20 protein-coding genes and 1 pseudogene are annotated in these 22,582 nt (G+C 63.3%); 14 read left to right on the top strand and 7 right to left on the bottom strand.

Annotated elements, in window-relative coordinates:
• Positions 1–850 precede the first annotated feature (850 nt).
• Positions 851–3,232, top strand: coding sequence for a TonB-dependent receptor (locus C8J39_RS17725; protein ID WP_243650227.1), 2,382 nt, complete (start codon positions 851–853; stop codon positions 3,230–3,232).
• A gap of 25 nt (positions 3,233–3,257) precedes the next feature.
• Positions 3,258–4,682: an esterase-like activity of phytase family protein gene (locus C8J39_RS17720; RefSeq protein WP_120301657.1), complete on the top strand. Its 1,425-nt coding sequence runs from the start codon at positions 3,258–3,260 to the stop codon at positions 4,680–4,682.
• 242 nt (positions 4,683–4,924) lie between these two features.
• Here C8J39_RS17720 and C8J39_RS17715 read toward each other — a convergent pair whose 3' ends face one another.
• Together C8J39_RS17715 and C8J39_RS17710 are read right to left on the bottom strand one after the other, a co-directional pair.
• Positions 4,925–5,254, bottom strand: coding sequence for a multidrug efflux SMR transporter (locus tag C8J39_RS17715; RefSeq protein ID WP_120301656.1), 330 nt, complete (start codon positions 5,252–5,254; stop codon positions 4,925–4,927).
• Positions 5,255–5,631: 377 nt separating this feature from the next.
• Positions 5,632–6,297, bottom strand: coding sequence for a retropepsin-like aspartic protease (locus C8J39_RS17710; RefSeq protein WP_120301655.1), 666 nt, complete (start codon positions 6,295–6,297; stop codon positions 5,632–5,634).
• A gap of 726 nt (positions 6,298–7,023) precedes the next feature.
• Between C8J39_RS17710 and C8J39_RS17705 the strand changes: the two genes are divergently transcribed.
• Positions 7,024–8,292: a hypothetical protein gene (locus tag C8J39_RS17705; RefSeq protein ID WP_120301654.1), complete on the top strand. Its 1,269-nt coding sequence runs from the start codon at positions 7,024–7,026 to the stop codon at positions 8,290–8,292.
• A gap of 353 nt (positions 8,293–8,645) precedes the next feature.
• On the opposite strand, the gene C8J39_RS17700 is transcribed toward C8J39_RS17705, so the two are convergent.
• Both C8J39_RS17700 and C8J39_RS17695 read right to left on the bottom strand, forming a co-directional pair.
• Positions 8,646–10,022: an ATP-binding protein gene (locus C8J39_RS17700; RefSeq protein WP_120301653.1), complete on the bottom strand. Its 1,377-nt coding sequence runs from the start codon at positions 10,020–10,022 to the stop codon at positions 8,646–8,648.
• Between the two features lie 13 nt (positions 10,023–10,035).
• Positions 10,036–10,734, bottom strand: a complete 699-nt coding sequence (locus tag C8J39_RS17695) for a response regulator (protein ID WP_120301652.1) — start codon at positions 10,732–10,734, stop codon at positions 10,036–10,038.
• Positions 10,735–11,013: 279 nt separating this feature from the next.
• Between C8J39_RS17695 and C8J39_RS18890 the strand changes: the two genes are divergently transcribed.
• The 6 genes from C8J39_RS18890 (at position 11,014) to C8J39_RS17670 (ending at position 14,864) form a co-directional block, all read left to right on the top strand.
• Positions 11,014–11,181: a hypothetical protein gene (locus C8J39_RS18890; protein ID WP_165895287.1), complete on the top strand. Its 168-nt coding sequence runs from the start codon at positions 11,014–11,016 to the stop codon at positions 11,179–11,181.
• Positions 11,181–11,468, top strand: a complete 288-nt coding sequence (locus C8J39_RS17690; protein WP_120301651.1) for a hypothetical protein — start codon at positions 11,181–11,183, stop codon at positions 11,466–11,468. The genes C8J39_RS18890 and C8J39_RS17690 overlap by 1 nt, the downstream gene beginning before the upstream one ends.
• A gap of 84 nt (positions 11,469–11,552) precedes the next feature.
• Positions 11,553–11,858 (top strand): hypothetical protein, encoded by a 306-nt coding sequence (locus C8J39_RS17685; protein ID WP_120301650.1) that lies wholly within the window; start codon positions 11,553–11,555, stop codon positions 11,856–11,858.
• A gap of 72 nt (positions 11,859–11,930) precedes the next feature.
• Positions 11,931–12,698, top strand: coding sequence for a hypothetical protein (locus C8J39_RS17680; RefSeq protein WP_243650226.1), 768 nt, complete (start codon positions 11,931–11,933; stop codon positions 12,696–12,698).
• A 14-nt stretch (positions 12,699–12,712) separates the two neighbouring features.
• A complete protein-coding gene (locus tag C8J39_RS17675) occupies positions 12,713–14,467 on the top strand; it encodes an efflux RND transporter permease subunit (protein ID WP_404969372.1) in 1,755 nt (584 codons plus the stop codon).
• 85 nt (positions 14,468–14,552) lie between these two features.
• Positions 14,553–14,864 (top strand): hypothetical protein, encoded by a 312-nt coding sequence (locus C8J39_RS17670; RefSeq protein WP_147420686.1) that lies wholly within the window; start codon positions 14,553–14,555, stop codon positions 14,862–14,864.
• Positions 14,865–14,881: 17 nt separating this feature from the next.
• Here C8J39_RS17670 and C8J39_RS17665 read toward each other — a convergent pair whose 3' ends face one another.
• The 3 genes and pseudogenes from C8J39_RS17665 to C8J39_RS17655 all read right to left on the bottom strand — a co-directional run bounded on the left by C8J39_RS17665 (position 14,882) and on the right by C8J39_RS17655 (position 17,576).
• Positions 14,882–15,643, bottom strand: a complete 762-nt coding sequence (locus C8J39_RS17665; RefSeq protein WP_165895285.1) for a YkgJ family cysteine cluster protein — start codon at positions 15,641–15,643, stop codon at positions 14,882–14,884.
• A gap of 63 nt (positions 15,644–15,706) precedes the next feature.
• Complete coding sequence (locus tag C8J39_RS17660; RefSeq protein ID WP_120301647.1) at positions 15,707–16,549, bottom strand: SDR family NAD(P)-dependent oxidoreductase; 843 nt, start codon at positions 16,547–16,549, stop codon at positions 15,707–15,709.
• A 245-nt stretch (positions 16,550–16,794) separates the two neighbouring features.
• Positions 16,795–17,576 (bottom strand): annotated as a pseudogene (locus C8J39_RS17655) (glucose 1-dehydrogenase).
• Positions 17,577–17,755: 179 nt separating this feature from the next.
• Between C8J39_RS17655 and C8J39_RS17650 the strand changes: the two are divergent.
• From C8J39_RS17650 to C8J39_RS17630, 5 genes are all read left to right on the top strand, one after another.
• On the top strand, positions 17,756–18,451 hold the full coding sequence (locus C8J39_RS17650) for a dihydrofolate reductase family protein (protein ID WP_120301646.1): 696 nt from the start codon (positions 17,756–17,758) through the stop codon (positions 18,449–18,451).
• 211 nt (positions 18,452–18,662) lie between these two features.
• Positions 18,663–19,895, top strand: a complete 1,233-nt coding sequence (locus tag C8J39_RS17645; RefSeq protein WP_120301645.1) for an MFS transporter — start codon at positions 18,663–18,665, stop codon at positions 19,893–19,895.
• Positions 19,892–21,010, top strand: a complete 1,119-nt coding sequence (locus tag C8J39_RS17640; protein ID WP_120301644.1) for an XdhC family protein — start codon at positions 19,892–19,894, stop codon at positions 21,008–21,010. The genes C8J39_RS17645 and C8J39_RS17640 overlap by 4 nt, the downstream gene beginning before the upstream one ends.
• Positions 20,994–21,632 carry an aldehyde dehydrogenase iron-sulfur subunit PaoA gene (gene paoA, locus C8J39_RS17635; RefSeq protein ID WP_120301643.1) on the top strand — a complete coding sequence of 213 codons (639 nt, stop codon included), beginning with the start codon at positions 20,994–20,996 and terminating at the stop codon, positions 21,630–21,632. The genes C8J39_RS17640 and paoA overlap by 17 nt, the downstream gene beginning before the upstream one ends.
• Positions 21,629–22,579 (top strand): xanthine dehydrogenase family protein subunit M, encoded by a 951-nt coding sequence (locus tag C8J39_RS17630; RefSeq protein WP_120301642.1) that lies wholly within the window; start codon positions 21,629–21,631, stop codon positions 22,577–22,579. The genes paoA and C8J39_RS17630 overlap by 4 nt, the downstream gene beginning before the upstream one ends.
• The last annotated feature ends 3 nt before the right edge of the window (positions 22,580–22,582 follow it).

The following is a 22,582-nucleotide window of genomic DNA, read 5'->3' as shown; positions in this document are numbered from 1 at the left end:
GTCTATGGCTGGCAAAGCGCGGTCGCGAGCGATATTGCGCCGTCGCTGACGTAATCCGCTTTGGCGATTACGTAAGTGATGGTGGAGCGGCTTCAATTAGAAACGCTACATACCTACCGATCTATCTACTCCCCAGTTTACAAAGGGCTTCTCTGATAAGTTATCACTAGCCACGGCAGAAATTACTCTGCCGGTCGACGCTCCAGCTATTGCAGCAACAAAGTTTTTCAAGCGATTCTCACGTTTCTCGATGACGCCAGCGAACAGAATGGGTGACGTCTACACCCTCCAAAAGCGGGCGGCTTGGCCTATTCTCCGGGAATGACGCGTGCGCTTATCTACATGAATACGGCTGTTAGTCCGGCCGCTTCTGCCAAAACACGTCCCTCCCCAACCGATTTCGCGCCAACGGCAGCTGGGAGACCTAGCTTGAGGACTTCGCGACCTGCACGCACCCTCGGCAGTCGGCCGTGTGGGGCAACGACGGCGGCTTCCCGCGCACGCGCTTACTGATCCTCGACGGTGCCGCCGACGGCGACCGGTTCAAGCGCTGGTCCGGCGGCAACGACGTCCTTCTCGGGTACCGAAACGACCAGGGCTTCTTCACGCCGCCAATCATAGCTCAGCTGCTAGCCGTCGCGCCTTGTGGCGGGGGGACCTACTTTCGGTCGTTCACGAACCGTTTAAAACTTTCAACATTGAGACATTCGTCGTTCGTCAGATTTAGGTTCCAGAACAACTGCCCCGCAAAGTGTCACCCAAACGACACCGTTTCGTCACCGAAATGACTCCCCTAGCGTCTAGCCGCGTCGAGGGGGCGGCCGTTCGGCTGCTGCGACAGGGAACCACCATGACATATTTTTCGCGCCGCGGACTGCGCAGCGGTCGCGGCTACGCCGTTCTGATGGCGTCCGCCGCACTGACTGCGTTCGCGCCCGGTGCGCATGCCCAGTCTGCCGATCCCCAGTTCCAGAATGCCGACACCACCGCAGATGCCGACACCACCGCCGACATTGTCGTGGTCGGCGCCGGTGAAACCCGCTCGGTATCGACCCTGTTGCCGGCGAACCTCGACGCGCTGCCGCCCGGCACCAGCATTCAGAAGGCGCTGAACATGCTGCCCGGCGTCAGCGCGCAGTCGATCGATGCGCTGGGCCTCAACGAACAGTCGATGTCGCTGCAGGTTCGCGGTTTCAGCACGACGCATCTCGGCTACACGCTCGACGGGATGCCGCTCGGCGACGGCGCCTATAACAACTACAACGGCCTTACGATCAGCCGCGCGTTGATTTCGGAAAATCTGGGCCGTGCCGATCTCGCGACCGGGATCGCCGGTCTCGGCATCGCCTCGACTAGCAACCTCGGCGGTGCGGTGATGTATACCAGCAGCAATCCGAGCAAGGATCTCGGTCTCAAGATCAGCCAGACCGTCGGCAGCGAGAACGCCCTGCGCACCTTTGTCCGCCTCGACACCGGCGAGTATGAAGGCCTGTCGGCCTATGTCTCAGGCCAATATGCCCGACAGGACCTGTTCGTCGATCAAGGCGCATATACCCGGTCCACCAGCAAGCAGATCAACGCCAAGATCATGTACAAGACCGACGGCTTCCGCCTTACCGCCTTTGCGGACATCTCGCGCACCAACCAGGCCGACGATGCCTATCTGTCCAAGGAAACGCTAGGACGCCGCGGTTGGGATCTCGGCGGTTACGCGCCCGACTGGCAGACCTATCTCAGCCGCAACGCCTGCGCCGTGACGACGACGCCGATCAAGTGCGCGCCCTCGGTGCTGCCGGAGAAGAGCGGCGACGTCACCTACACCAATGGCCAGATCCTGCGAAACGACGAACTCTTCTACCTCGCGGCCGACATCGACATCGCAAAGAACCTCAGCGCCCGCGTGCAGGGGTATCGCCACACCGACAAGGGTGCCGGCAACAACTTCATCTCCGGGCTCTCGACACAGGGGACGGCAACCACCGCGGACGACCTGCCGGTGCAGATCCGTGACACGCGTTATACCATCGACCGCGACGGCATCCTCGGCAGCCTGAGCTGGCGGATCGGCTTCAACCATTTCGAAGCGGGCGTCTGGACGGAGGGCAACACCAGCAGCGCGGCGCGCTATATTCGCAATGACGTGAAGGGCCCGTTCGACCTGGGACAGTTCCTCGGCGGCCAGCCGGCAACGGCGCAGTGGGTCCAGGAGACCGACTGGACGACGCGGCAATTCTATCTGCAGGATACGGTGTCGCTGCTCGACGACGCGCTGAGTTTCGATTTCGGCTTCAAGGGCACCTATTCGCGGTCCGACGCGCGCGCCGTGCCTGGCATCGCCAAGGCCGCGCCGCCCGCATCCACGCAGTTCGCGACGGGGACGCTGGTAGCCAAGGATTACTTCCTTCCGGAGGCGGGCGTCCGCTGGGAAGTCGCGCGGGGGCACGAGCTGTTCGCAAGCTATGCCGAGAACATCGCGATGTACCAGGGCGGCTTCAAGCTCGGGCCGCAATCGGTGACGCAGCCGATCTGGAACGTCCAGGGATCGACGCTAAAGCCGGAAACGTCGCGCAGCGTCGAGGGCGGCTATCGGTATGTCAGCCGGATGCTGCAGGTGTCGCTGACCGGCTATTGGGTGAAGTTCGACGACCGCCTGCTTCAGTACAACCCGTGCCCGACGAACCAGCAGCAGAACCCGGGCTGCGGCAACTCCTTCCACAACGCCGGCAGCGTCACCGCTCGGGGCGTCGAACTGGGCGTCCTCCTGAAGCCTGCGCCGTGGATTACGTGGTATAATTCGGCGTCGCTGAACAAGACGACCTATGATCAGGATCTGAACTTCTGCACGACCACCTGCGTGCTCTATGCCACCGATGGCAAGCAGCAGGTCGATACACCGAAGCAGCTCTATTCAAGCATGCTGACGCTGACGCAGGGCGGCTTCTCCGCTTCGGTGCTGGGTAAATATACGGGCAAGCGCTATTATACCTATACGAACGACCAGGGGTTCGGTGGGTATGCTACGGTGGATCTCGGTCTCAGCTACAGCTTCGACGACTTCGGTCCGTTGAAGAACACGAAGCTGTCGTTGAACGTCACCAACCTGACGGACAAGCGCTATGCCTCCAATTTCGACAGCAGCGTGTTCGCGCCGAGCGACCCCACGGGATCGATCCTGGTATTCCATTCGTCGGCACCACGGCAGGTCTTCGGAACCCTCGGCGTTGCATTCTAGACGCCTGCCGGCCCTGCTGATCCTGATGGGTCTCCTCACCGCCTTCACTGGCGGCGAGGATGCCATCACCCGCCCCCATCTGGATCGGACCGCCGGCGCGCGCAGCGTCTCGCTGCACGGTCGGACCTATGTCGATCAGGGCCTGGTCGGCGCAGGAATGCTGTCGGCGGACACGGTCGATTTCCTCGGCGATACGCTCGGTTCCTTCTCCTCGCTGAAGATCGCGCGCGACAGCTGGAAGCGAGTCGGCGACCACTATGAGGGCGTGCTCTGGACCCTGCCCGATCGGGGGCGCAACGATCCCGCCGCCAAGCTTTTCTTCGATTATCCCGCACGGCTGAACCGCTTCCGCGTCCGTTTCACGCCGGCCAGCGGCAAGCTCGATCTCATACCCGATGGTGGCCTGGAACTGCGGGACTTTCGCGGCCAGCCCTTTACCGGCGCCGATCCGGGGCCGGGCACACTTACCGAGCGCGGCATCGTTCTTCCCGCCCCGGCCAGCGGCACGGGCGCCGGCAAGGTATCGTTCGACGCGGAATCGCTGCAATTCACACGCGACGGCGGCTTCTACATCGGCGACGAATACACCGCGAACATCTATTATTTCGATCGGCAGGGTCGCCTGCGCGGCGTGATCCGTCCCCCCACCGCGATCGCGCCACAACGCGCCGGACGAAGTTATTTCGGATCGTTGGAGGCGCCCGACACCGGTCGGCGCAACAATCAGGGGCCGGAGGGCATGTCACTGTCGCCCGACGGTCGCACGCTGTTCGTGGCGCTGCAAAGCGCGCTCATGCAGGACAGCGCCACCGGCAACGCCGCGGGTAGGATCAACACGCGTGTCCTCCTGTATGACCTGAGCCACACGCCGACGCCGGCGCACCCGATCGCGCATCACGTGGTGCAACTGCCCGCTTATGCCGACCGCGGTGATGGCAGCGCGCCAAATCGCACCGCGGCGCAAAGCGAGATCCTCGCGCTCGACGACCATCGGTTCCTGATGCTCGCACGCGATGCCGCGGGTCGCGGCGTGGAGAAAGCGACGCCCATCGTCTACAAAAGCATTCTACTCGTCGACACCACCGGCGCGACCGATCTTGCTGGTACGCCATACGAGACCGGCACAGCGTCCGTGTTGCGGAGCCCGGCCGGCACGATGTTGAAAACCGGCATCGTCCCGGCCAACCGGGTCGAGTTTATCAACATGCTCAACCCGGTCCAGCTGGCACGCGTCGGACTGACCGTCGCGGACCTGTCTGAAAAATGGGAGGCGATGGATCTCGTGCCTGTGCTGGAGCAGGGCCATCCAAACGATTATTTCCTGCTCGTCGGCAACGACAACGACTTCATTGCACGGCATTGCCAGATGTCCGGCCAATCCTGCGATTCCGATGTCGACAACGATAACCGAATATTGGTCTACCGCGTAGCGCTGCCAGCGCCGATGTGACCACCGAGCGGCGCGCAGCAGCTGTTGGCGAATTCTCTTCGGCCTCGTTCCGGAAGTAGGACCCTTGCCGAACTGCCGCAACGAACCGAATAGAGGTAGGAGAACGCGGAGCCCCATACCCGGCCATTCGAGTGCCTCCGCCCGCCTCCCCGCTTCATTCGTCCGTTCATCTGGTAGGCAGAAGCTGGTGGCGGTCGGATCAACTGGCTGCTCGCATAACGGAAAGAAAGCCGCAGCCGGCTTCAGTGGCCTGAAGCGTTCGAAAAAACGTTCATGACGATGACGCCGGCGATGATTAGGCCCATGCCAATGACAGCAGCGGCATCAAGCTTTTGACCCTGGAATGCCCACGCAGCCATTGAAATCAGGACGATGCCGACGCCTGACCAGATAGCGTATGCAATGCCTGTCGGGATCGTACGAAGAGTCAGTGACAGGAAGTAGAAGGCAATACCGTAGCCGATGACGGTAGCGAACGTCCAAGGCATGCGAGTGAAACCATTGGACTGCTTCATTGCAGTCGTGGCACAAACCTCGGAGACGATCGCGATTGCTAGCATGAAATAGTTCATGCACGATCCGCTAGCACACCAAATGCGGCCAATTTGCGTCTCCTACCAGCCTTGGCGGGAGCCCTACCATTGCCGGTACCGCCAGCAGCGTGAGGCTCGTAGATCCGCTATCGGGGTGCGAAGTCGCGAGCGGAAAGCTGGAAGTTTCGAGACGTACGCCGTCGGTTTCCCCAACTCGAAGCTCATAGTGTCGAAGTCTAGAGTATAAGACGCGAAAGCTCCGAGTATATCCTGGCCGATCGTGCCCAACCTTTTCTCCTTCCTACCTGCTGGCGGATCGAGAGTGATGGTGATCTGCCGCAATGATGTCGATGCCGTGCCGACCGCGATCCCGACATCCCTCCATATGGCGGTTTGCGCAACGATCGTATTGCCACCTACCCCATGATCTTTTCCAACCCGCACGCCAATCCCCCTATCAACTGCGGATCGCGGTTGGCGAACAGGCTGGTGAGTCCGCTGCTCGCAGCGCCCGTATCAAGGTGCAGCGGCACGGGGACCTTGTCGACGTTCGCAAGCACGTACAGGTCATTCCCGTTTGCGCGCAGGGTATCGCCCGCCAGTGCGGGGCCCGTCGACCTTCCCACGGCAAATCCCCCCGCCCGGTCGAAGCGCACTCGGCCGAGCGCACGGAAAACCGGAAATCCCAAGATCGCGTTGATCTGATAGCCCCCCGCAATCGGAAAACCGAGCTGCGCATCGTCCATGACCAAGAAGGCGACATGCGCCAGTTCGACACCGGCGATGATGAGCCGATCGGCGACCGCCACGCGTGTGACGATCTGGCCTGAACTGGGGCTGGCGATCCTCCCCGCGCCATAGCGTATGCGCAAACCCAGTCGCTTCGCAGCGGATGCCGACATGACCGACAGGTTAGCACCTGTGTCAAGAATGGCATTCTGCGTCAGACCACTGATCACCACGGCCGCGCGTACGAGGCCTGCCTCGTCGCGCGTCGTCGCGATACTGGCCGGCATTCCTCCAGCGACTGCTTGGCGAGGTTGTTTGGCGAGCAGACTCGCGATCCCCAGTTCCTGCGACATGCTGGCCGTCTCATCCGCGGTCCAACTAGATACGTGCAGGGATTCCGAGCCGCGATCGGTGCGCGGTCACCTGCGGCAGCATCTTCGATAAGCGCTGCAAACTCCACGGTTGAGTGACGCGGTGACTGGGCGGGAATGGATCCGCCGAGCAGGATTGCCGCGACTGCGCTCCCCCCGCAGAAGAGGTTGAAGCGGGACCAACTCTCGATTTCAACGTCACGCCTCCGATCAGAGGTATGCTATATCATCTAACGCCAGCGCATGCTTTAGTCGGCATCTCTCGTACGGACTACGACGTTCTTAAACCATGCTTTTTAGTCCCCATCGCTGGCAAAATCGATGCACGTCACAAGGGCGGTGGCTGGCGTCCGTTGATCACGATTGCGCAACCTGCGCGGACGACTGCCGTGACTACCAAGAGATCGCCCTCCCCGTTTTCAGACAGGAATGACAAGGATGCATTCGTCGATCTTGATCGCTGCGAGGCTGAGCCTCGCCTTGATATTAGCGCCGGCAGCATGGCTGGCACCCGCTTCGCCCATATCGAACACTGCCACAACACAATCGTCCTCATTGGCGGTAACATTTCGACCCAAGACTGATCCCGCTCGCAAAGTAATCGGTGTGGAGGTTGAGCAGCGCATAACGCGGCGCGGATCGCCAGCCCCTTTGTCGCTGGTCGCGCCATTGCGCTTCGCTGGTATGGTTCCCGTCGCGGGGGCTGTCATGGATCTTACGATCACCGACCAAAAGGGGGCCGTCGCTGCGCAAACGGCCGATTGGATCATGCCGGACCAAAATCCTGGTCGACGCTGGACGACAGCACGCGCCGTGTCCGGCTTGGTCACGGTGCGCTACCGAATGAAGGTGACGCCGTTTGAACAGGGCGGACCGCCGTTCGGTGTCAAGGCGGCGGGCTACGGCTTGGGCGGCAACACCGGCAGTCTGCTCATGCTGCCGGAACTACCCGGACTTCGTCAGACCACGGTGAGGTGGGATCTGTCGGAAATGGTGAAGGGTTCGCGCGGTGTGATGGCCGGTGGCCTCGGCACGATCACGATACAGGGACCGTCAGACTCGTTGCTCGATCGTTGGCTGCTGGCGGGACCGTTGACGGCGGGTCAGTCGGCCTATGGCCACGACTTCAACGCCTATACGGTCGGCCATCCCCCCTTTGACGCACGTGCGATGATGACGTGGGCCGGTCAGACGTATCGCGTCCTCTCGCGATCGTTCGGATATCTCGGTGTTACGCAATACCTGCTGCTGATCCGAACACTCGACGCACCGTGCTATGCGACCGGCACAGCTTCTGTCGCGAATGGCGCCAGCCTGATCACCGTCGGCTCGCCGACTTTCCTGCCCGATCAGAGCGAGAGCGGGCTTCGCACCACGATCGCGCACGAGATGACGCACAACTGGGTAGGATATTTCGACGACAGCGCCGCACCATGGTTCGTCGAGGGATTGACCGTCTATATCTCTGCGACCCTGCCATGCGAGACGGGGTTGCGCCCGTGGTCGGAGTGCGCCGAGGAGATAAACAGAAAGGCCGCCGAGTATTACGGCAGCGAAGCGCGGAACTGGACGCAGTCGCGCATTGATTCCGCCCCCTTCTCGCGTGAGAGCGTCCGGCGCGTTCCTTATGGCCGGGGCATGATGTATTTCGCCAACCTGGATCACGCGATCAGGACGAACTCGAACGGCCGGCGTACACTGCTGACGGCCTTGCGCCCCCTGTTCGAAAAGCGTATGAAAGGCGAGCCTATCACCCTGGTCACGTGGAAAGCGTGGTTGCGTGCGGAGCGAGGCGGACACGAAGTCGCACTATTCGATCGGACAGTGCTGGGTGGTGAAATCGTCAGGCCGGTATCCGGTGCCTTCGGTCCGCATCTCGCTATGGTGGCGAACACTGGACCGAATGTGAAGGACAGCGGTCTGAGGTATGCATGGCATCCGACGGTCGGTGATGCGCCTCACGCGGCCGTACACTAGTGATTTCAGGAGCAACGCCCCCCCCGCTTCGTCATCCAAATAGACACGGCCCACTTCCCGTTCGTTGCGTCAACAACAGCTACTGCTGAACCTTTGTCGGCGCGTTCGGGCGATTGACGTGCTAGTCCGCGCCCTTACCTCTCGAAATTGGATGGGCGGCATGCACGACGGACGAACTGGATGGAGCGACGGACGTCCGCTAAACCCGTGATGCGGTGGACGTTTTGGATGGACTCATCGTCACGGCGAACGAATGCCAGTCTTCGCCCACGATACGGCAAGCGCGCTGGCTGTTCCGAGTGTTTGAACGCCACCAGATTAGCACGGTCCGTTTGGCGAATTGCGGGGCCTGGTCACCCGACGTCAGTGATTGTTCGGTTGTCACAGTCACGCGACGCCTGATCACAATCCAACTGCACCGCAACCTTCGCACCACCCAATTTGGAATCGGAGATCGTCAGCAAGCCGCCGTGAGCGCGCATGATCTGCTGAACGATCGCCAATCCTAGCCCGGATCCTGCAAGTCGGCGGTGCTGAGGATCGTCCCCCCGATAATAAGGCGCGAGGACTGCAGAGCGCTGATCGAGCGGTATTCCAGGACCATTGCCCTCTACAGCAAGGTGGACCGCTCGGTCGCTTCGCGTAACGGACAAGTGTATCCGGCCGCGGCCGTATTTGCGGGCATTGTCGACGAGATTGGCGATCACGCGGCGCAACGCGTGGGCATCGCCGAAGCAGGGTGCATCATGCAGGTCCGTCGTTATTTCGGGGGCGGTATCGCGCATTTCCCGCTCGATCACCTCTGCGGCTGCTAGGTCGGCCAGGTCCACATGGTCGCGCACGCTGCCGGTCGTGCCTCGCACGAAGGCGAGCGCGTCGGCAAGCATGGCGTCCATGCCATCCAGATCGGCTTCCAGCTTCGAGCGCGCGGGGTCGTCGAGCACCACGACCCGCAGGCGCATACGCGTAAGAAGCGTCCGAAGGTCATGGGAGATGGCCCCGATCATCAAGGATCGCTCTCCCAACAGGTCGATCACGCGTCGTTGCATCGCGGTGACGGCTTGTGCCGTACGACGGATGTCAGCGGCGCCAGCTAGCGTCGTGACGGTCGTGACGGCGGTCCCGTCGAAACGTTGGGTCACCCGTACGAGGTCCCGGAGCGGCCGCGTCTCGCGGGCCGTCAGCCACAAGGCCAGCAGCACGACAATAACCGCAAGAACCCCCATCCATAGGCTGGCCGGCAGGCCGAACAGGCGCGGTCGCTCCTGATCGCCGGTCGCGTTGGTCGTCAGCACCAGCACGCTGCCGTCGGGCAGGCGAGCGATTGCTCGCGCCAGAAAGCCTTCGATCGGGCTGCCTCTGCGAATAGGCCGGTAGCGAGGATCGGTGTAAGCCATCACCGGTGTGGTGGTTCTCATGAACCCCTTCAGTTTTGCGGTGAGCTTCGGCGCGCGCTGCAACTTGCCGGGCGGCGGCGGGGTGGCCAGAATGACCGCGGATAGATCCGAGCCGTTGGCCGCCCGCAGCAGAATTTGACGCAAGGGTGCACTCGGCCCGACCGCGAGGTCGATGATGCCCGCCGCCTGCCGAACGCGGGGAAAGGTCGATGGACGCCGGGGCCGCAGTTCGTCGTGGACGAGAATGAGCGTCACGCTGGTGGCCCCCAAGAGAAGCACGCTGCCGACGAGGATCAGCAGCAGCCGTCCGAACAGGTCGAAGCGCCCTCTCATCGCCACCTCGTCATCAACGGCGTGTCGAGGCGGCGAGAATGTAGCCGGCGTTGCGGACGGTGCGAATGAGTACCGCGACCTCGCTACCCGACTCCTCCAATCGACGGCGCAACCGGCTCACCTGCATATCGATTGTCCGGTCGAACATGTCGGCGGTACGGCCCCGGGTGGCATCCAGAAGCTGATCACGCGACAACACCCGTTGCGGCGCGCGTACGAAGCAGAGCAGCAGGTCATATTCGGACGCCGTCAACGCAACGTCACGTTCGTCCAGCATAACCCGCCGTGCATCCGGGTCGATCGTCAGATCGGCAACCCTCAGCACATCACCGTCCACCTGAGCACCGCCACGCCGCAGGACAGCGTTGATCCGCGACAGCAAGACACGGGGGTTGAACGGCTTGGATACATAATCGTCCGCACCGCCGTCGAGTCCCGCAACGCGATCGCCATCCTCGTCCCGTGCGGTGAGCATGATCACCGGTGGACCATTACCGGCGGACAGGCGTCGGCACACAGACAGACCGTTCTCGCCGGGTAACATCCAGTCCAGCACCACCAGCGACACTTTGGTGTTCGCGAGCACGCTGTCGAGTGCCACGGCATCGGTTGCGGTCTCCACGACAAAGCCCTGTGCGGCAAGGGAGGCCGCGAGCAGTTCACGGATGTCGGCATCGTCCTCGCAGACGGCAACGATCGGACGATCGGTCATGTCTGACTGAAGACCAGCGACCGCCCGAAGGCAAGCCACGTGACAAAATGTTACATAAGTCGTTGATTTGTCATGCCTCGGATACAGACACGCTTCAAAACGCTGCATCGACTTCGGAGACGAGTGACCATGCCGGCAAGTGACATTCGAGCGGAACGGTACTGGAAAGGGGCGATGATACGATCGTCCCAGACGCCCCAAGATCCATCCCTGCGATACGACCGACGTGACTGCGCTTGAGATGTACCGCGTCGACGGGCTTCAACAAGGAGAGAGCGAATGAGGAAAGCACGCGTCCTGGATATCGCAATGGTGATCGCGATCCTCGCGGTACCAGCGGCGACCGCGCAATCCAGGGCCGATGTGACGGCGTTCGCCGGCCATTGGCAGGTGTCGCGGTTGACGACGAGGGTGTGCAAGCCCTTAGCGACAATGATCCGAGTTTGATGGGCAAGCGCCTGACATTTTCCCGAACGCGTCTTGCCTGGGATCAGCCGCAGGCGACGCACGATGCCTGCTCGGACCCACAGTTCGTGCGGGTCGACAAACCAGCGCCGGCAGAGCTACGCGTGCAACTTCGCAAGCTGCGCATGCCACGGCCGACGACCTTCGCAATCAAATGCCGATCCGGCAGCTGGGGCCCCGATGACAACCCCGTGGTCTTCCGAGGCGCGGGCGGGGTGCTAGCCATGACCTGGTATGACGGTGGCATGCTCAAGCTGGTGCGCCGGTAAGGCATACGCGCTTGTTGCTGGCTGGAGGGTCGAGGATCCCACGACCCACGATCCTCGACGATCATCGCAATCGGAGGTGTTAGCTTGAGAAAGCATTCTTCCCACAAGGTCGTTTCTGCGCTGGTCGTGATCCTGACAACGTCCGGCGCTTCGGCACAGAGCGATGTCGAGCGGATTTTGCCGTCGGCCGCGGACCCGCGCATCCAGCGGTTCAACGACCCAAACGTGGTCCTGAACGGAGGGCCGGCCACACGAGATGCGCCGTTGGTCGTGTTCCTCCCCGGCACAAACGGAGGACAACACGCGCCGATGCTGCTGATGAGGACGATTGCGGGCCGAGGGTACCGCGTCCTCTATCTGCCGTATAACAACACGCCCGCGGTGGCCTAGGTCTGTCCCCCGCGCGCCCCGCAATGTTCCGCGCGGTTCCGAACCGCACGTGTGTTCGGCGGGGCGGGACCGGTGTCGAATCCTCCTGCCGAAAGCGTCGTGTCGCGTCTGACCGGGCTTGGCCACGATGTGGAGGCGGAATTCCGACGCATGGCGGTCGCGGTGAAGAGCGTGCGCGATCACTCTGAGAACTGGGCGACGCGCGTGCTCGGCCGGTATCTGCGCGACGTGATGAAGCTCAATCTTGCGAGTGTGAACTTCCGACTATTCGGGCCGGACGAGACCGCGTCGAACCGGCTCGCCGACGTGTACGACGTGTCGAGAAAGGTCTGGATGGCAGAGATCGAGCCGGTCGACGAGCATCTCGGGCCGGACGGTCGCGTGATGGAAGTGCTGAGCGAGCATCTCTGCCAGGGTTGGCTGGAGGGGTATCTGCTGACCGGGCGGCATGGGCTGTTTTCGTGTTACGAGGCGTTCGTCCACATCGTCGATTCGATGGTCAACCAGCATGCCAAGTGGCTGAAGACGACCAGGACGATCCCGTGGCGGCGGCCGATCGCGTCGCTCAATTACCTGCTGACGTCGCATGCCTGGCGGCAGGATCACAACGGGCTGTCGCATCAGGATCCGGGGTTCATCGATCACGTCGCGAACAAGACCGCGGACGTCGCGCGGATCTATCTGCCGCCCGATGCGAACTGCCTGTTGTCGGTCGGCGATCACTGCCTGCGCAGCCGCGGCTACGGTAGGCGCGACTCCGACATCCAACACGCGGTGCCTTCCCATCGGCCTATGCCTGGAGCCACACTGCTGCGCCGATGCTGGCCGGCACGCTGGTGACCGTGATCGGGCTGATGCCGGTCGGCTTCGCGCAGTCGACGGCGGGCGAATATGCCGGCAACATCTTCTGGGTGGTCGGTTTCGCGCTGATCGCATCGTGGTTCGTCGCGGTGATCTTCACGCCATACATGGGCGTGAAGATGCTGCCCGAGATCAAGCCGATCGAGGGTGGGCACGCCGCGATCTACCGGACGCCGCGCTACGAAAGGGTCCGCAGCATCATCGCCTGGGCGGTGCGGCGCAAATTGCTGGTCGCATTGGCGACGCTGGGTGCGTTCCTGATTGCAGGCGCGGGCATGGCGCTGGTCAACAAGCAGTTCTTTCCCGCCTCGGACCGGCCAGAGGTGCTGGTCGAGGTGCAGATGCCCAAGGGCACCGCGATCGCGCAGACCGGCGAAGCCGCGACACTGGTCGAGACGTGGTTGCGCAAGCAGCCCGAGGCCAAGGTCGTCACGACCTATGTCGGTCAGGGCGCACCGCGTTTCTTCATGTCGCTGTCGCCGGAGCTGCCCGACCCGTCCTTTGCCAAGATCATCGTCCTGACTGCCGACGAGGATGCACGCGACGCCTTGAAGGTGCGGCTGCGTGAGGCGGCGGCGGAGGGGCTCGCGCCACAGGCACGAGTTCGCGCGACGCAACTCGTGTTCGGCCCCTACTCCCCCTTCCCCGTCGCGTTCCGTGTGAGTGGTCCCGATCTCGCAGCCGTCCGCAGCATCGCCGACAAGGTGCAGGGCGTGATGCAACGGGATCCCACGATGCGTACCGTCAACGCCGACTGGGGCGACCGCGCGCCTGCGCTGCACTTCGTGCTCGAGCAGGACCGGTTGCGCGCGCTCGGCCTGACATCGAGCGACGTGGCCGAGCAGCTTCAGTTCCTGTTGACCGGTACGACGGTCAGCCAGGCGCGCGAGGATATCCGGACGGTCGATGTGGTGGCGCGGTCCGGTGGCAGCGATCGGCTCGATCCGGCGCGCATCGGCGACTACATGCTGACCGGCTCTAATGGCCAGCGCGTACCCGTAAGCCAGATCGGCAAGCTCGAAGTTCGCATGGAAGATCCGACCCTGCAACACCGCGACCGGCTGACGACGATCACGGTTCGCGGCGACATCGCTGACGGATTGCAGCCGCCCGATGTATCGACCGCGATGCTCGAGAAGCTACAACCGATCATCAATACGCTGTCGTCCGGCTACCATATCGACATGGCCGGCTCGATCGAGGAGGCCGGCAAGGCGAACGCCGCGCTCGCGCCGATCTTCCCGATCATGATCGTGCTAATGATGATCGTGATCATCCTCCAGGTGCGCAGCTTGTCGGCGATGGCGATCGTTCTGCTGACCGCGCCGCTGGGGCTCATCGGCGTGGTGCCGACGCTGCTCGTCACGGGCCAGCCGTTCGGGTTCAACGCGATCCTCGGTCTGATCGCGCTGGCGGGCATCCTGATGCGCAATACGCTGATCCTGATCGGGCAGATCCACGATCACGAGCGGGAGGGGATGGATCCCTATGACGCGGTCGTCGAGGCGACCGTGCAGCGTTCGCGGCCCGTGATCCTGACGGCAATGGCAGCCGTGCTCGCCTTCGTCCCGTTGATCAGTTCGGTGTTCTGGGGATCGATGGCGGTCACGCTGATCGGCGGGACGCTGGGCGGGACGGTCCTGACGCTGGTGTTCCTGCCTGCGCTTTACGCCCTGTGGTTCCGGATAAGGCCGCCTGCGGACGATCGCCGGGAGCCGTCGCCTTCGTCACAACTCGTTTCGGCATGATCGGCAAAGCGTGCTGTACCGCCCTATACGCCACGATACCGCTACAGTCCGGGTGCCGGACATATTAGTGGAGCATCGGCTTTCCGTGACCGAGCAGCAGGTGGTGCTGCTATCCTTGAAGGACTCGCTTGCATCGGCATGTCGCCCGCGGCGCATGTCCCGTGCGATCAGCTATGTTTTCGGTATTCGGGACAACAACGCCCTGGCGGATCCAAGGCTCGAGGCACTCCGGGTATTCTGCGTTCGCTACCGTCACGGCGCTACCGCTGGATCGGTCCGGCACATTCACTTGGGTCTCGACATCCAAACGCTGTCCAGCGCCGTCAAATTATTGGAGCGGCATATCGGCGCCGCGACGTCCCGTGATGCTCGCTATAGCCGGTGCTCGGTCTGCTGACGCGTCGGTCACTGGACTCAGTATAGGGGCAGATATGCGACCTGATCGTGGTTCGGAGAGGACACCGCATTCGCCCCCGCTGCGGTGATCAACGCCAGCGTTTCGGGACGCGGGGATACGAACAGCCAATCCGGGGATGGCGTATCCTTGCTCGGATCACCGTCCTCCTGCATCGCGTCGCGAAGACTAGGGAGCAACGCGTCGGATGGGATGCTCCAGACTGCAAACCCCTCGTTTTCCAACGCGGCGATCCTCATGCCGAGTGCGGTCGCCAACGCCCGGCGCATACCGACCTCGCGCAGTCCGGCCGCGCGGGCAGCAGCGATCGCGGTGTCGGTCACGACGTCGAGGATGCGTCCGTCTGCCGAGAGATACTCGGGTTGGCGATCATTCCAAGCTTCGGGCGGGCACAATTTGCGGTCGCTCTTCAAGGCCAGGCCGGGAATGATCTCCGCGGGATAGATCCGGCAGGTGTTGGGCCGTCCGTCATAGATCCCGCACCGCATGTCCGGCAGCAGGTTGGGACACGCGCCGTCGAAATGCGCGGCCAGGATGACCTGTACGCGGATCGCCAATCCGCCGCTTCGTGCCGGAAAACTTCGTGCGCTCCTGTACGCGACGACCGGGCTGAGGTCGTCCAGATCCGCCGCCGCATGGCAGAGGACCTGGACCTTGCCGCCGCGATGCAACCACTGGATCGCCTCCGCGACGCTGAGCGTCAGGCGCAAATCGTGACAGCAACGACCGCAGGACGTGCAGGAGAAATTGATCTTGTTCATCGTTCGGCTGGCCTGCGGCCTGTTGGCCGACCTGAAAGGAAGCATGGGTCGGCCAACAGGCGATCAGTGCGCAGCGTTGAAGTCGGTCGAGCCCGACAGCTTTGCAAACCTCGCCGCCTGCTCCCGGCGCTCGGCGGTCATCGTCTCGATGATGCCGAGCACGTCCTTGCCCACCGCGAGGATCCGCGGAGGTTCCGCCATGCCCGCGATCTGCACCATGACATCCCCGAACTTGGCCGGATCACCCGCCTGCGTTCCATTGACCGGCGCCCAGGCGTCGCGAGCAGGCGTCAGATGCGAATAGTCGTCGATACTGGGCGCAGCATAGCGCACGGACGCATTGCTCAGCAGGTCGGTCCGGAACATGCCCGGTTCGACGAGCACGGTCCTGATGCCGAATTGCTCGACCTCCTGCGCCAGTGCGAGGGTCAGTCCCTCGACGGCGAACTTGGTCGCGCCGTACGCAGTGCTCTGCGCGAAGCCCTGGATGCCGCCGCCCGAGCTGATGTTCAGGATCCTTCCGGATCGCTGGCGCCGCATGACCGGCAAGACCGCGCGCAGCACGTGCATCACGCCGAAAACGTTGACGCGGTACTGCCACTCGATGTCGGCCCAGTCGAGTTCCTCGAAATTCCCGAATACGCCGCCGCCGGCGTTATTGAGCAGCACGTCGATCTTACCGAACTCGGCAATGCCCCGATCAACGGCGGCTTGAACCTCAGCGGGGTTCGTCACGTCGAGCGCGGTGACGACGAGATTGTCGCCGGCGTACTCGGAAAGGGCATCATTAATCTTCGCGGCATTTCGACCTGCTGCGATAACCCGGTCGCCATTCTGGAGGGCCGCGCGAGCGGTGCCGGCGCCCAATCCGCTGCCGGCGCCGGTGATAAACCAGATCTTGCTCATGATGACCTCGCTTTTGGATAGGCCGACGGTATCGGCGGCGCTTCACCCAGCGGGACGAAGCGCCCCGATCGTCGTGACACGTGCTTTTCCAGGAAAGAGCTGGCCCAGACAATCGGCCGGCCCTTCATCGACGGGATGAAATCCGCTCACGTATCGATCCCGGACCAGCCCGAGCGAGGATGGCGATCGCATCCTCGCTCGGCACCGACGATCCGCCGCCGGCAACACCGGGTCGCCGGTAAAGGCTAGCCGCCCAGACCGACGGTCTGGCCTCCGTCGACGACCATCGCGTGGCCGACCATGAACGCCGCGGCGTCCGAGCATATGTAGAGGACGGCGGCGGCAATCTCCTCGGGCTTCCCCATGCGGCCGATCGGCTCCTGCGCGATCATCTTCTTCTGACCTTCCTCGGTGCCGCCCGAAACGCGGTCCGTGATCATCGGCGTTTCGATGATGCCGGGGCAGATGACGTTCACGCGGATGCCGTCGCCGATATATTCGAGCGCGGCCGACTTGCTGAGCCCGATCACGCCGTGCTTGACCGCGACGTAGCCGGCCTGCCCGGCGATTCCGACGACGCCGGCGCCCGACGACGTGTTGACGATCGCGCCGCCGCCGCGCTTCTGCATCAGCGGAATCTGGTACTTCATGCACAGGAACACGCCGCGCAGGTCGATCGCCGTCATGCGGTCAAAATCCTCCTCGCTGAGGTCCGCCAGCGGGATCTGCTGCTGCTCGATGCCCGCATTGTTGAAGGCGATGTCGATACCGCCGAAGGCCTCGACGGTCTTGTCGAGCGTGGTGCGGACGTCCTCGCTCTTCGAGACGTCGCAGGTGATGCCGACGGCGCTGCCCCTGCGGCCTCGATCGCTGCGACGACTTCGGCAACGCCGTCTTCGTTCAGATCGACGACGGCGACATGGGCACCGGCCTTGGCAAAGGCGATGGCGGTGGTGCGCCCGATGCCGTTGGCGGCGCCGGTGATGAAGGCAATCTTGCCTGCGTAGTTCTGGTTCTGGTCGGCCATCTCGAATTCCTTGACGCTGAGGCGGCTTGGTCGCCGCGGACACGATCAAGAACGAAGTCAGTCGATGCCGCTTCCATGAAATCCCCTCACCGATCCGATGCAGCACCCTCATTGGGCCAACAGGCCGCTGCGGTCGTTCTTTGTAGGTAGATTCAAAGCCATTTCCAGGACTCCCGTACATGAAGCCCCATATCATCTGTCACATGGCCAGCAGCATCGACGGCAAAATCCTGCCCGAACGATGGACGCCGAGCGGCGTGCATTCACATAATATGTACGAGGAACTGCATGGTCGGCTTGGCGGCGGATCGTGGCTCGTCGGGCGTATCACCGGCCAGGAATTCGCCAAGGCAAAAGCGTATCCTGATCGCCCCAAAGCGAAGTTGCCCCGAGAGGCGTGGCTGCCGAACGCCGATGCCGAGGCGTATGGCGTTGTGCTCGATGCACAGGGCAAGATCGCTTGGGGACGCAGCGACGTCGGCGGCGATCCGATCGTCGTCGTCCTGACCAAGGCGGTATCCGACGCGCATCTCGCGGGATTGCGCGAGGACGGCGTCGGCTACGTCTTTGCCGGTGAGACCGACCTCGACCCGCACGAGGTTGTAGCGATCCTCGCTGCCGAACTCGGGATCGACCGCCTGCTCCTCGAAGGGGGTGGTCACCTCAATGGCGGCTTTCTCCGTGCCGGCCTTGTCGACGAGATCAGCCTGATGCTCGTTCCCGCAATCGATGGCGCATCAGGCGCTCCGGCCGTTTTCGATGGCTCCGGCGCGTCGGAGCCGGCTCGGTTGCCGATCGATGATCTGGCTTTGATGAGCCATGAGGTCATGGACGGCGGGATCGTCTGGCTTCGCTATCGGGTCACTGCCGCCTGACGCCTTCGGGTTTTCGGGGTGCGTGCATGAGCAACGCTCACCAAGGCATCAACGTCAGGCCGAATTGTCGGTCGGCTCGTCTTCCCCTAAATTACGGTTCGTCGCTGCCTACCGTTCGTTCCCGAACCGGCAAGGCGCGAGCGTCCGGATCTGTCGTGATCCCTCCTCACCGACGGGTCCGGGCGCATTTGACACACTCAGGAGAGCCATCATGGCAAGTCCCATCGCCGCGGTTGCGGAAACCGATGCCGCGCGCATCGATGATCGGCCCGCCCGCTGGGGTGCGGTATACGCAATGGCGCTGTGCAGCTTCGTACTCATCGCATCCGAGTTCATGCCGGTCAGCCTGCTCAGCCCGATCGCGCAGACGCTGAACCTCAGCGAGGGCAAGGCCGGACAGGCGATCGCCGTATCCGGCCTGTTCGCGGTCATCACTAGCCTCTCGCTGTCCGCCGTGCTGGGCAGGATGGACCGCCGGATCGTGCTGCTCGTGCTGACCAGCATGCTGATGCTGTCCGGTGCCATCGTTGCTTTCGCGCCCACGTATCTGGTGTTCATGGCCGGGCGAGCCCTTCTTGGCGTCGCGATCGGCGGGTTCTGGTCGATGTCCGCCGCGGTCACGATGCGACTGGTGCCGAGCCAGTCAGTCCCGAAGGCGCTTGCGGTCATCAGTGGCGGCAATGCGCTGGCTACCGTTCTCGCGGCGCCACTGGGCAGCTTTGTCGGCAACCTGATCGGGTGGCGCGGGGCATTCTTCTGCGTGGTACCCGTCGCGCTCGCCGCGGTGATCTGGCAGGCCGTCACGCTGCCGAGCCTCCCCGTGGCCGAACGGCAGAGCGCCCGCAGCATGTTCGCGCTGCTTCGCCGGCCGCCCGTGGTGTTCGGCCTGCTGACCGTCGCCATGCTGTTCGTCGGACAGTTCGCGCTGTTCACCTATCTCCGCCCGTTCCTCGAGCAGGTAACGCACGTCTCGCCGGCGATGCTGTCGATCATGCTGCTGATCCTTGGCGTATCCGGGTTCATCGGCACGGTCCTGATCGGCCGTGTGCTGAACGGGGGGCTGTTCCTCACGATCGCTGTGTTGCCCGCTTTGATGGCGGCTACGGCGGTGGCGCTGACGGTCGTTGGCACGTCGGTCGTCGCGGTCGGAATCCTGCTCGCGGTCTGGGGTTTTGCGGGCACGTCGGCTCCGGTGGCATGGTGGACCTGGCTGGCGCGAACCGTGCCTGACGAGGCTGAGGCTGGCGGCGGACTGATGGTGGCGATCGTGCAGCTTGCGATTACGCTGGGCGCGACGATGGGCGGCATCGTCTTCGATGCGGCCGGACCGCGCGCCGAGTTCCTCACCAGCGCCGGCCTTCTCGCGGTGGCAGCAGTCGCCGCCTTGGCGATCGGCCGCGCACACCGCGGCATGGCTGGGCATGCGCAGGCAGCGACTGCATGAAGCAGGCGCTGGCCATCCTGCGCTTCCTGCGCGACTGTGCCAAGCGCGGAGAACGGGCCGCGCTGGTGACGCTGACCGACGTCACCGGCAGTGCCGCGCGCGCGCCGGGCGAGCACATGGCGGTCGCCGAAAGCGGACGGTCGCTCGGGTCGTTTTCGGGCGGGTGCGTGGAAGCCGCGGTGATCGCTGAGGCGCAGGAGGTGCTTGCCGAAGGGCGTGCGCGACACGTGCGCTATGGAGACGGCTCGCGTTATATCGACATTCGCTTGCCCTGCGGCGGGGGCATCGACCTGCTTTTCACGCCAGCAGCGGATCGCCAGCAGATCGATTGCGCCATCGCCGTTCTGGAACGGCGCGAGCCGCTCACGCTTCGGCTCACCCTTGTCGGCGATATGACTGCCGCTCGTTCGGATGAAGACGATCGCACGCAATGGCACGATACGGCGTTCATCGTGCGGCACGAACCGGTGCTGCGGTTGGTCGTCATGGGGCATGGTGCGGAACCCGCCGCTATGCTCGACATCGCCCGTGCCTATGGCGCCGAGGTCGTGCTCTTGAGCCCGCAGAATTTGCTGGTGGAGGACGCACGGGAGAAGGGCATGCCGGCCGAGCTTCTCCGCTTCGTCGGCCGCGTCGAAGGATTGATGGTCGATCCCTGGACCGCCGTTATCACGTTGTTCCACGATCACGATTGGGAAACGCCGCTCCTGCTACAAGTGCTGGAACAGCGCCCGTTCTTTGTTGGCGCGATGGGCAGCATGCGTACACATCTCGAACGCCAGCGGCGCCTGCTGGACGCAGGGGCAGATACGGGCGACATCGCGCGCGTCACCGGGCCCGTTGGCTTGATCAAGGCAACACGCGACCCGCAAACATTGGCGCTCTCGATCATGGCGCAGGTGGTCCAGGCCTACGGCTTGGAAACGGCATCCGACCACCCTTCCTCGGCCCGTTGGTCCATGAGCCATCCTCATGGTTTCATTGAACAACATGCACGCTCCGATCCAGGCGGTGGTGCGTTACAGTCCTCGACAATCTTTGATGTAGATCAGACCCTTACCGCGGACGCGCGGTTCGACAGGAAGGAAGAAGAAGCCCATGCCCAGCGTATCTGAGGTAGAGTTTTCGCGACGCGGGCTGCTAGCGGGAAGCGCAGCGACCGCGGTGATCGTCGCATCACCAGCCGGTGCCGTCGCAACGACGCCGCCCAAGGCGGAAGCCGCGCCAACCATGCCAGTACGCTTCAAGGTCAATGGCGAGAAGCGTGAGCTCAGCCTCGATCCGCGGACGACACTGCTCGATGCGTTGCGCGAACACCTGCACCTTACGGGTACGAAGAAGGGCTGCGATCACGGCCAGTGCGGCGCCTGCACCGTGATGGTCGACGGGGTCCGGATCAATTCCTGCCTGAGCCTCGCAGTAATGCACGAAGGTGACGAGATCACGACGATCGAGGGCCTCGGCACGCCCGACAAGCTGCATCCGATGCAGGCGGCCTTCATCAAGCATGACGGCTATCAGTGCGGCTACTGCACGCCGGGGCAAATTTGCTCGGCGGTCGCGGTCCTTGACGAGATCAAGCGTGGGGTTCCGAGCCACGCGCAGGGCGACTTGATGACCAAGCCGACCGCGTCGAACGTCGAGATGCGCGAGCGCATGAGCGGCAACATTTGCCGCTGCGGTGCCTATTCCAACATCGCCGAGGCCATGGCCGAAGTCGCGGGAGCAAAAGCATGAGAGCTTTCACTTATGAGCGCGCCAAGGACGCGAGCGGCGCGGCGCGTGCCGTTGCCGCAAACCCGGCCGCCAAGTTCATCGCGGGCGGGACCAACCTGCTCGACCTGATGAAGATCGAGGTCGAAACGCCGACTCATCTCGTCGACGTGCAGGATCTCGGCTTCGACAAGATCGAGGCGACGCGTGACGGAGGCCTGCGCATTGGTGCACTGGTGACCAACACAAATCTCGCTGCGGACGAGCGCGTCCGCCGCGATTATGGCGTGCTGACCCGCGCTATCGTCGCCGGTGCGTCGGGCCAATTGCGCAACAAGGCGTCGACCGCAGGCAATCTGCTCCAGCGTACGCGGTGCCCATATTTCTACGACACCAACATGGCGTGCAACAAGCGCAAGCCGGGTTCGGGTTGCGCGGCAATCGGCGGATATTCGCGCCAGTTGGGTGTGATCGGCGTCAGCGACAGCTGCATCGCAACGTTCCCGGGCGACATGGCTGTGGCGATGCGCGTGCTCGACGCGGTGGTCGAGACGGTCGATGCGACCGGGCAGCGCCGTTCGATCCCCATCGCCGACTTCCACCGGCTGTGGGGTGATACGCCCCAGCAGGATACCGTGCTGAAGCAAGGCGAGCTAATCACCGCGGTTACGCTGCCCAAACCGCTTGGCGGCAAGCATTACTACGAGAAGGTGCGCGATCGTGCGTCCTACGCCTATGCATTGGTGTCGGTTGCCGCGGTGATCCAGCCGGACGGTACTGGGCGCGTTGCGTTCGGCGGCGTGGCCCCCCGCCCCTGGCGTGTCGAAGCCGCGGATGCGTTGTTGCCACGTGGTGCGGCTGCGGTGACCGCACGGGCCTTCCAGGGCGCTACACCAACCAAGGACAACGCGTTCAAGCTGCCGCTTGCCACTCGCGCATTGGCATCCGTCATCGCTGAAGCGAAGGCATAATCC

This window comes from Sphingomonas sp. PP-CC-1A-547, from assembly GCF_003610375.1.
GTDB lineage: Bacteria > Pseudomonadota > Alphaproteobacteria > Sphingomonadales > Sphingomonadaceae > Sphingomonas.
The sequence above is the reverse complement of the archived record's forward strand: the minus strand, read 5'-3'. Positions and strand labels throughout refer to the sequence as shown.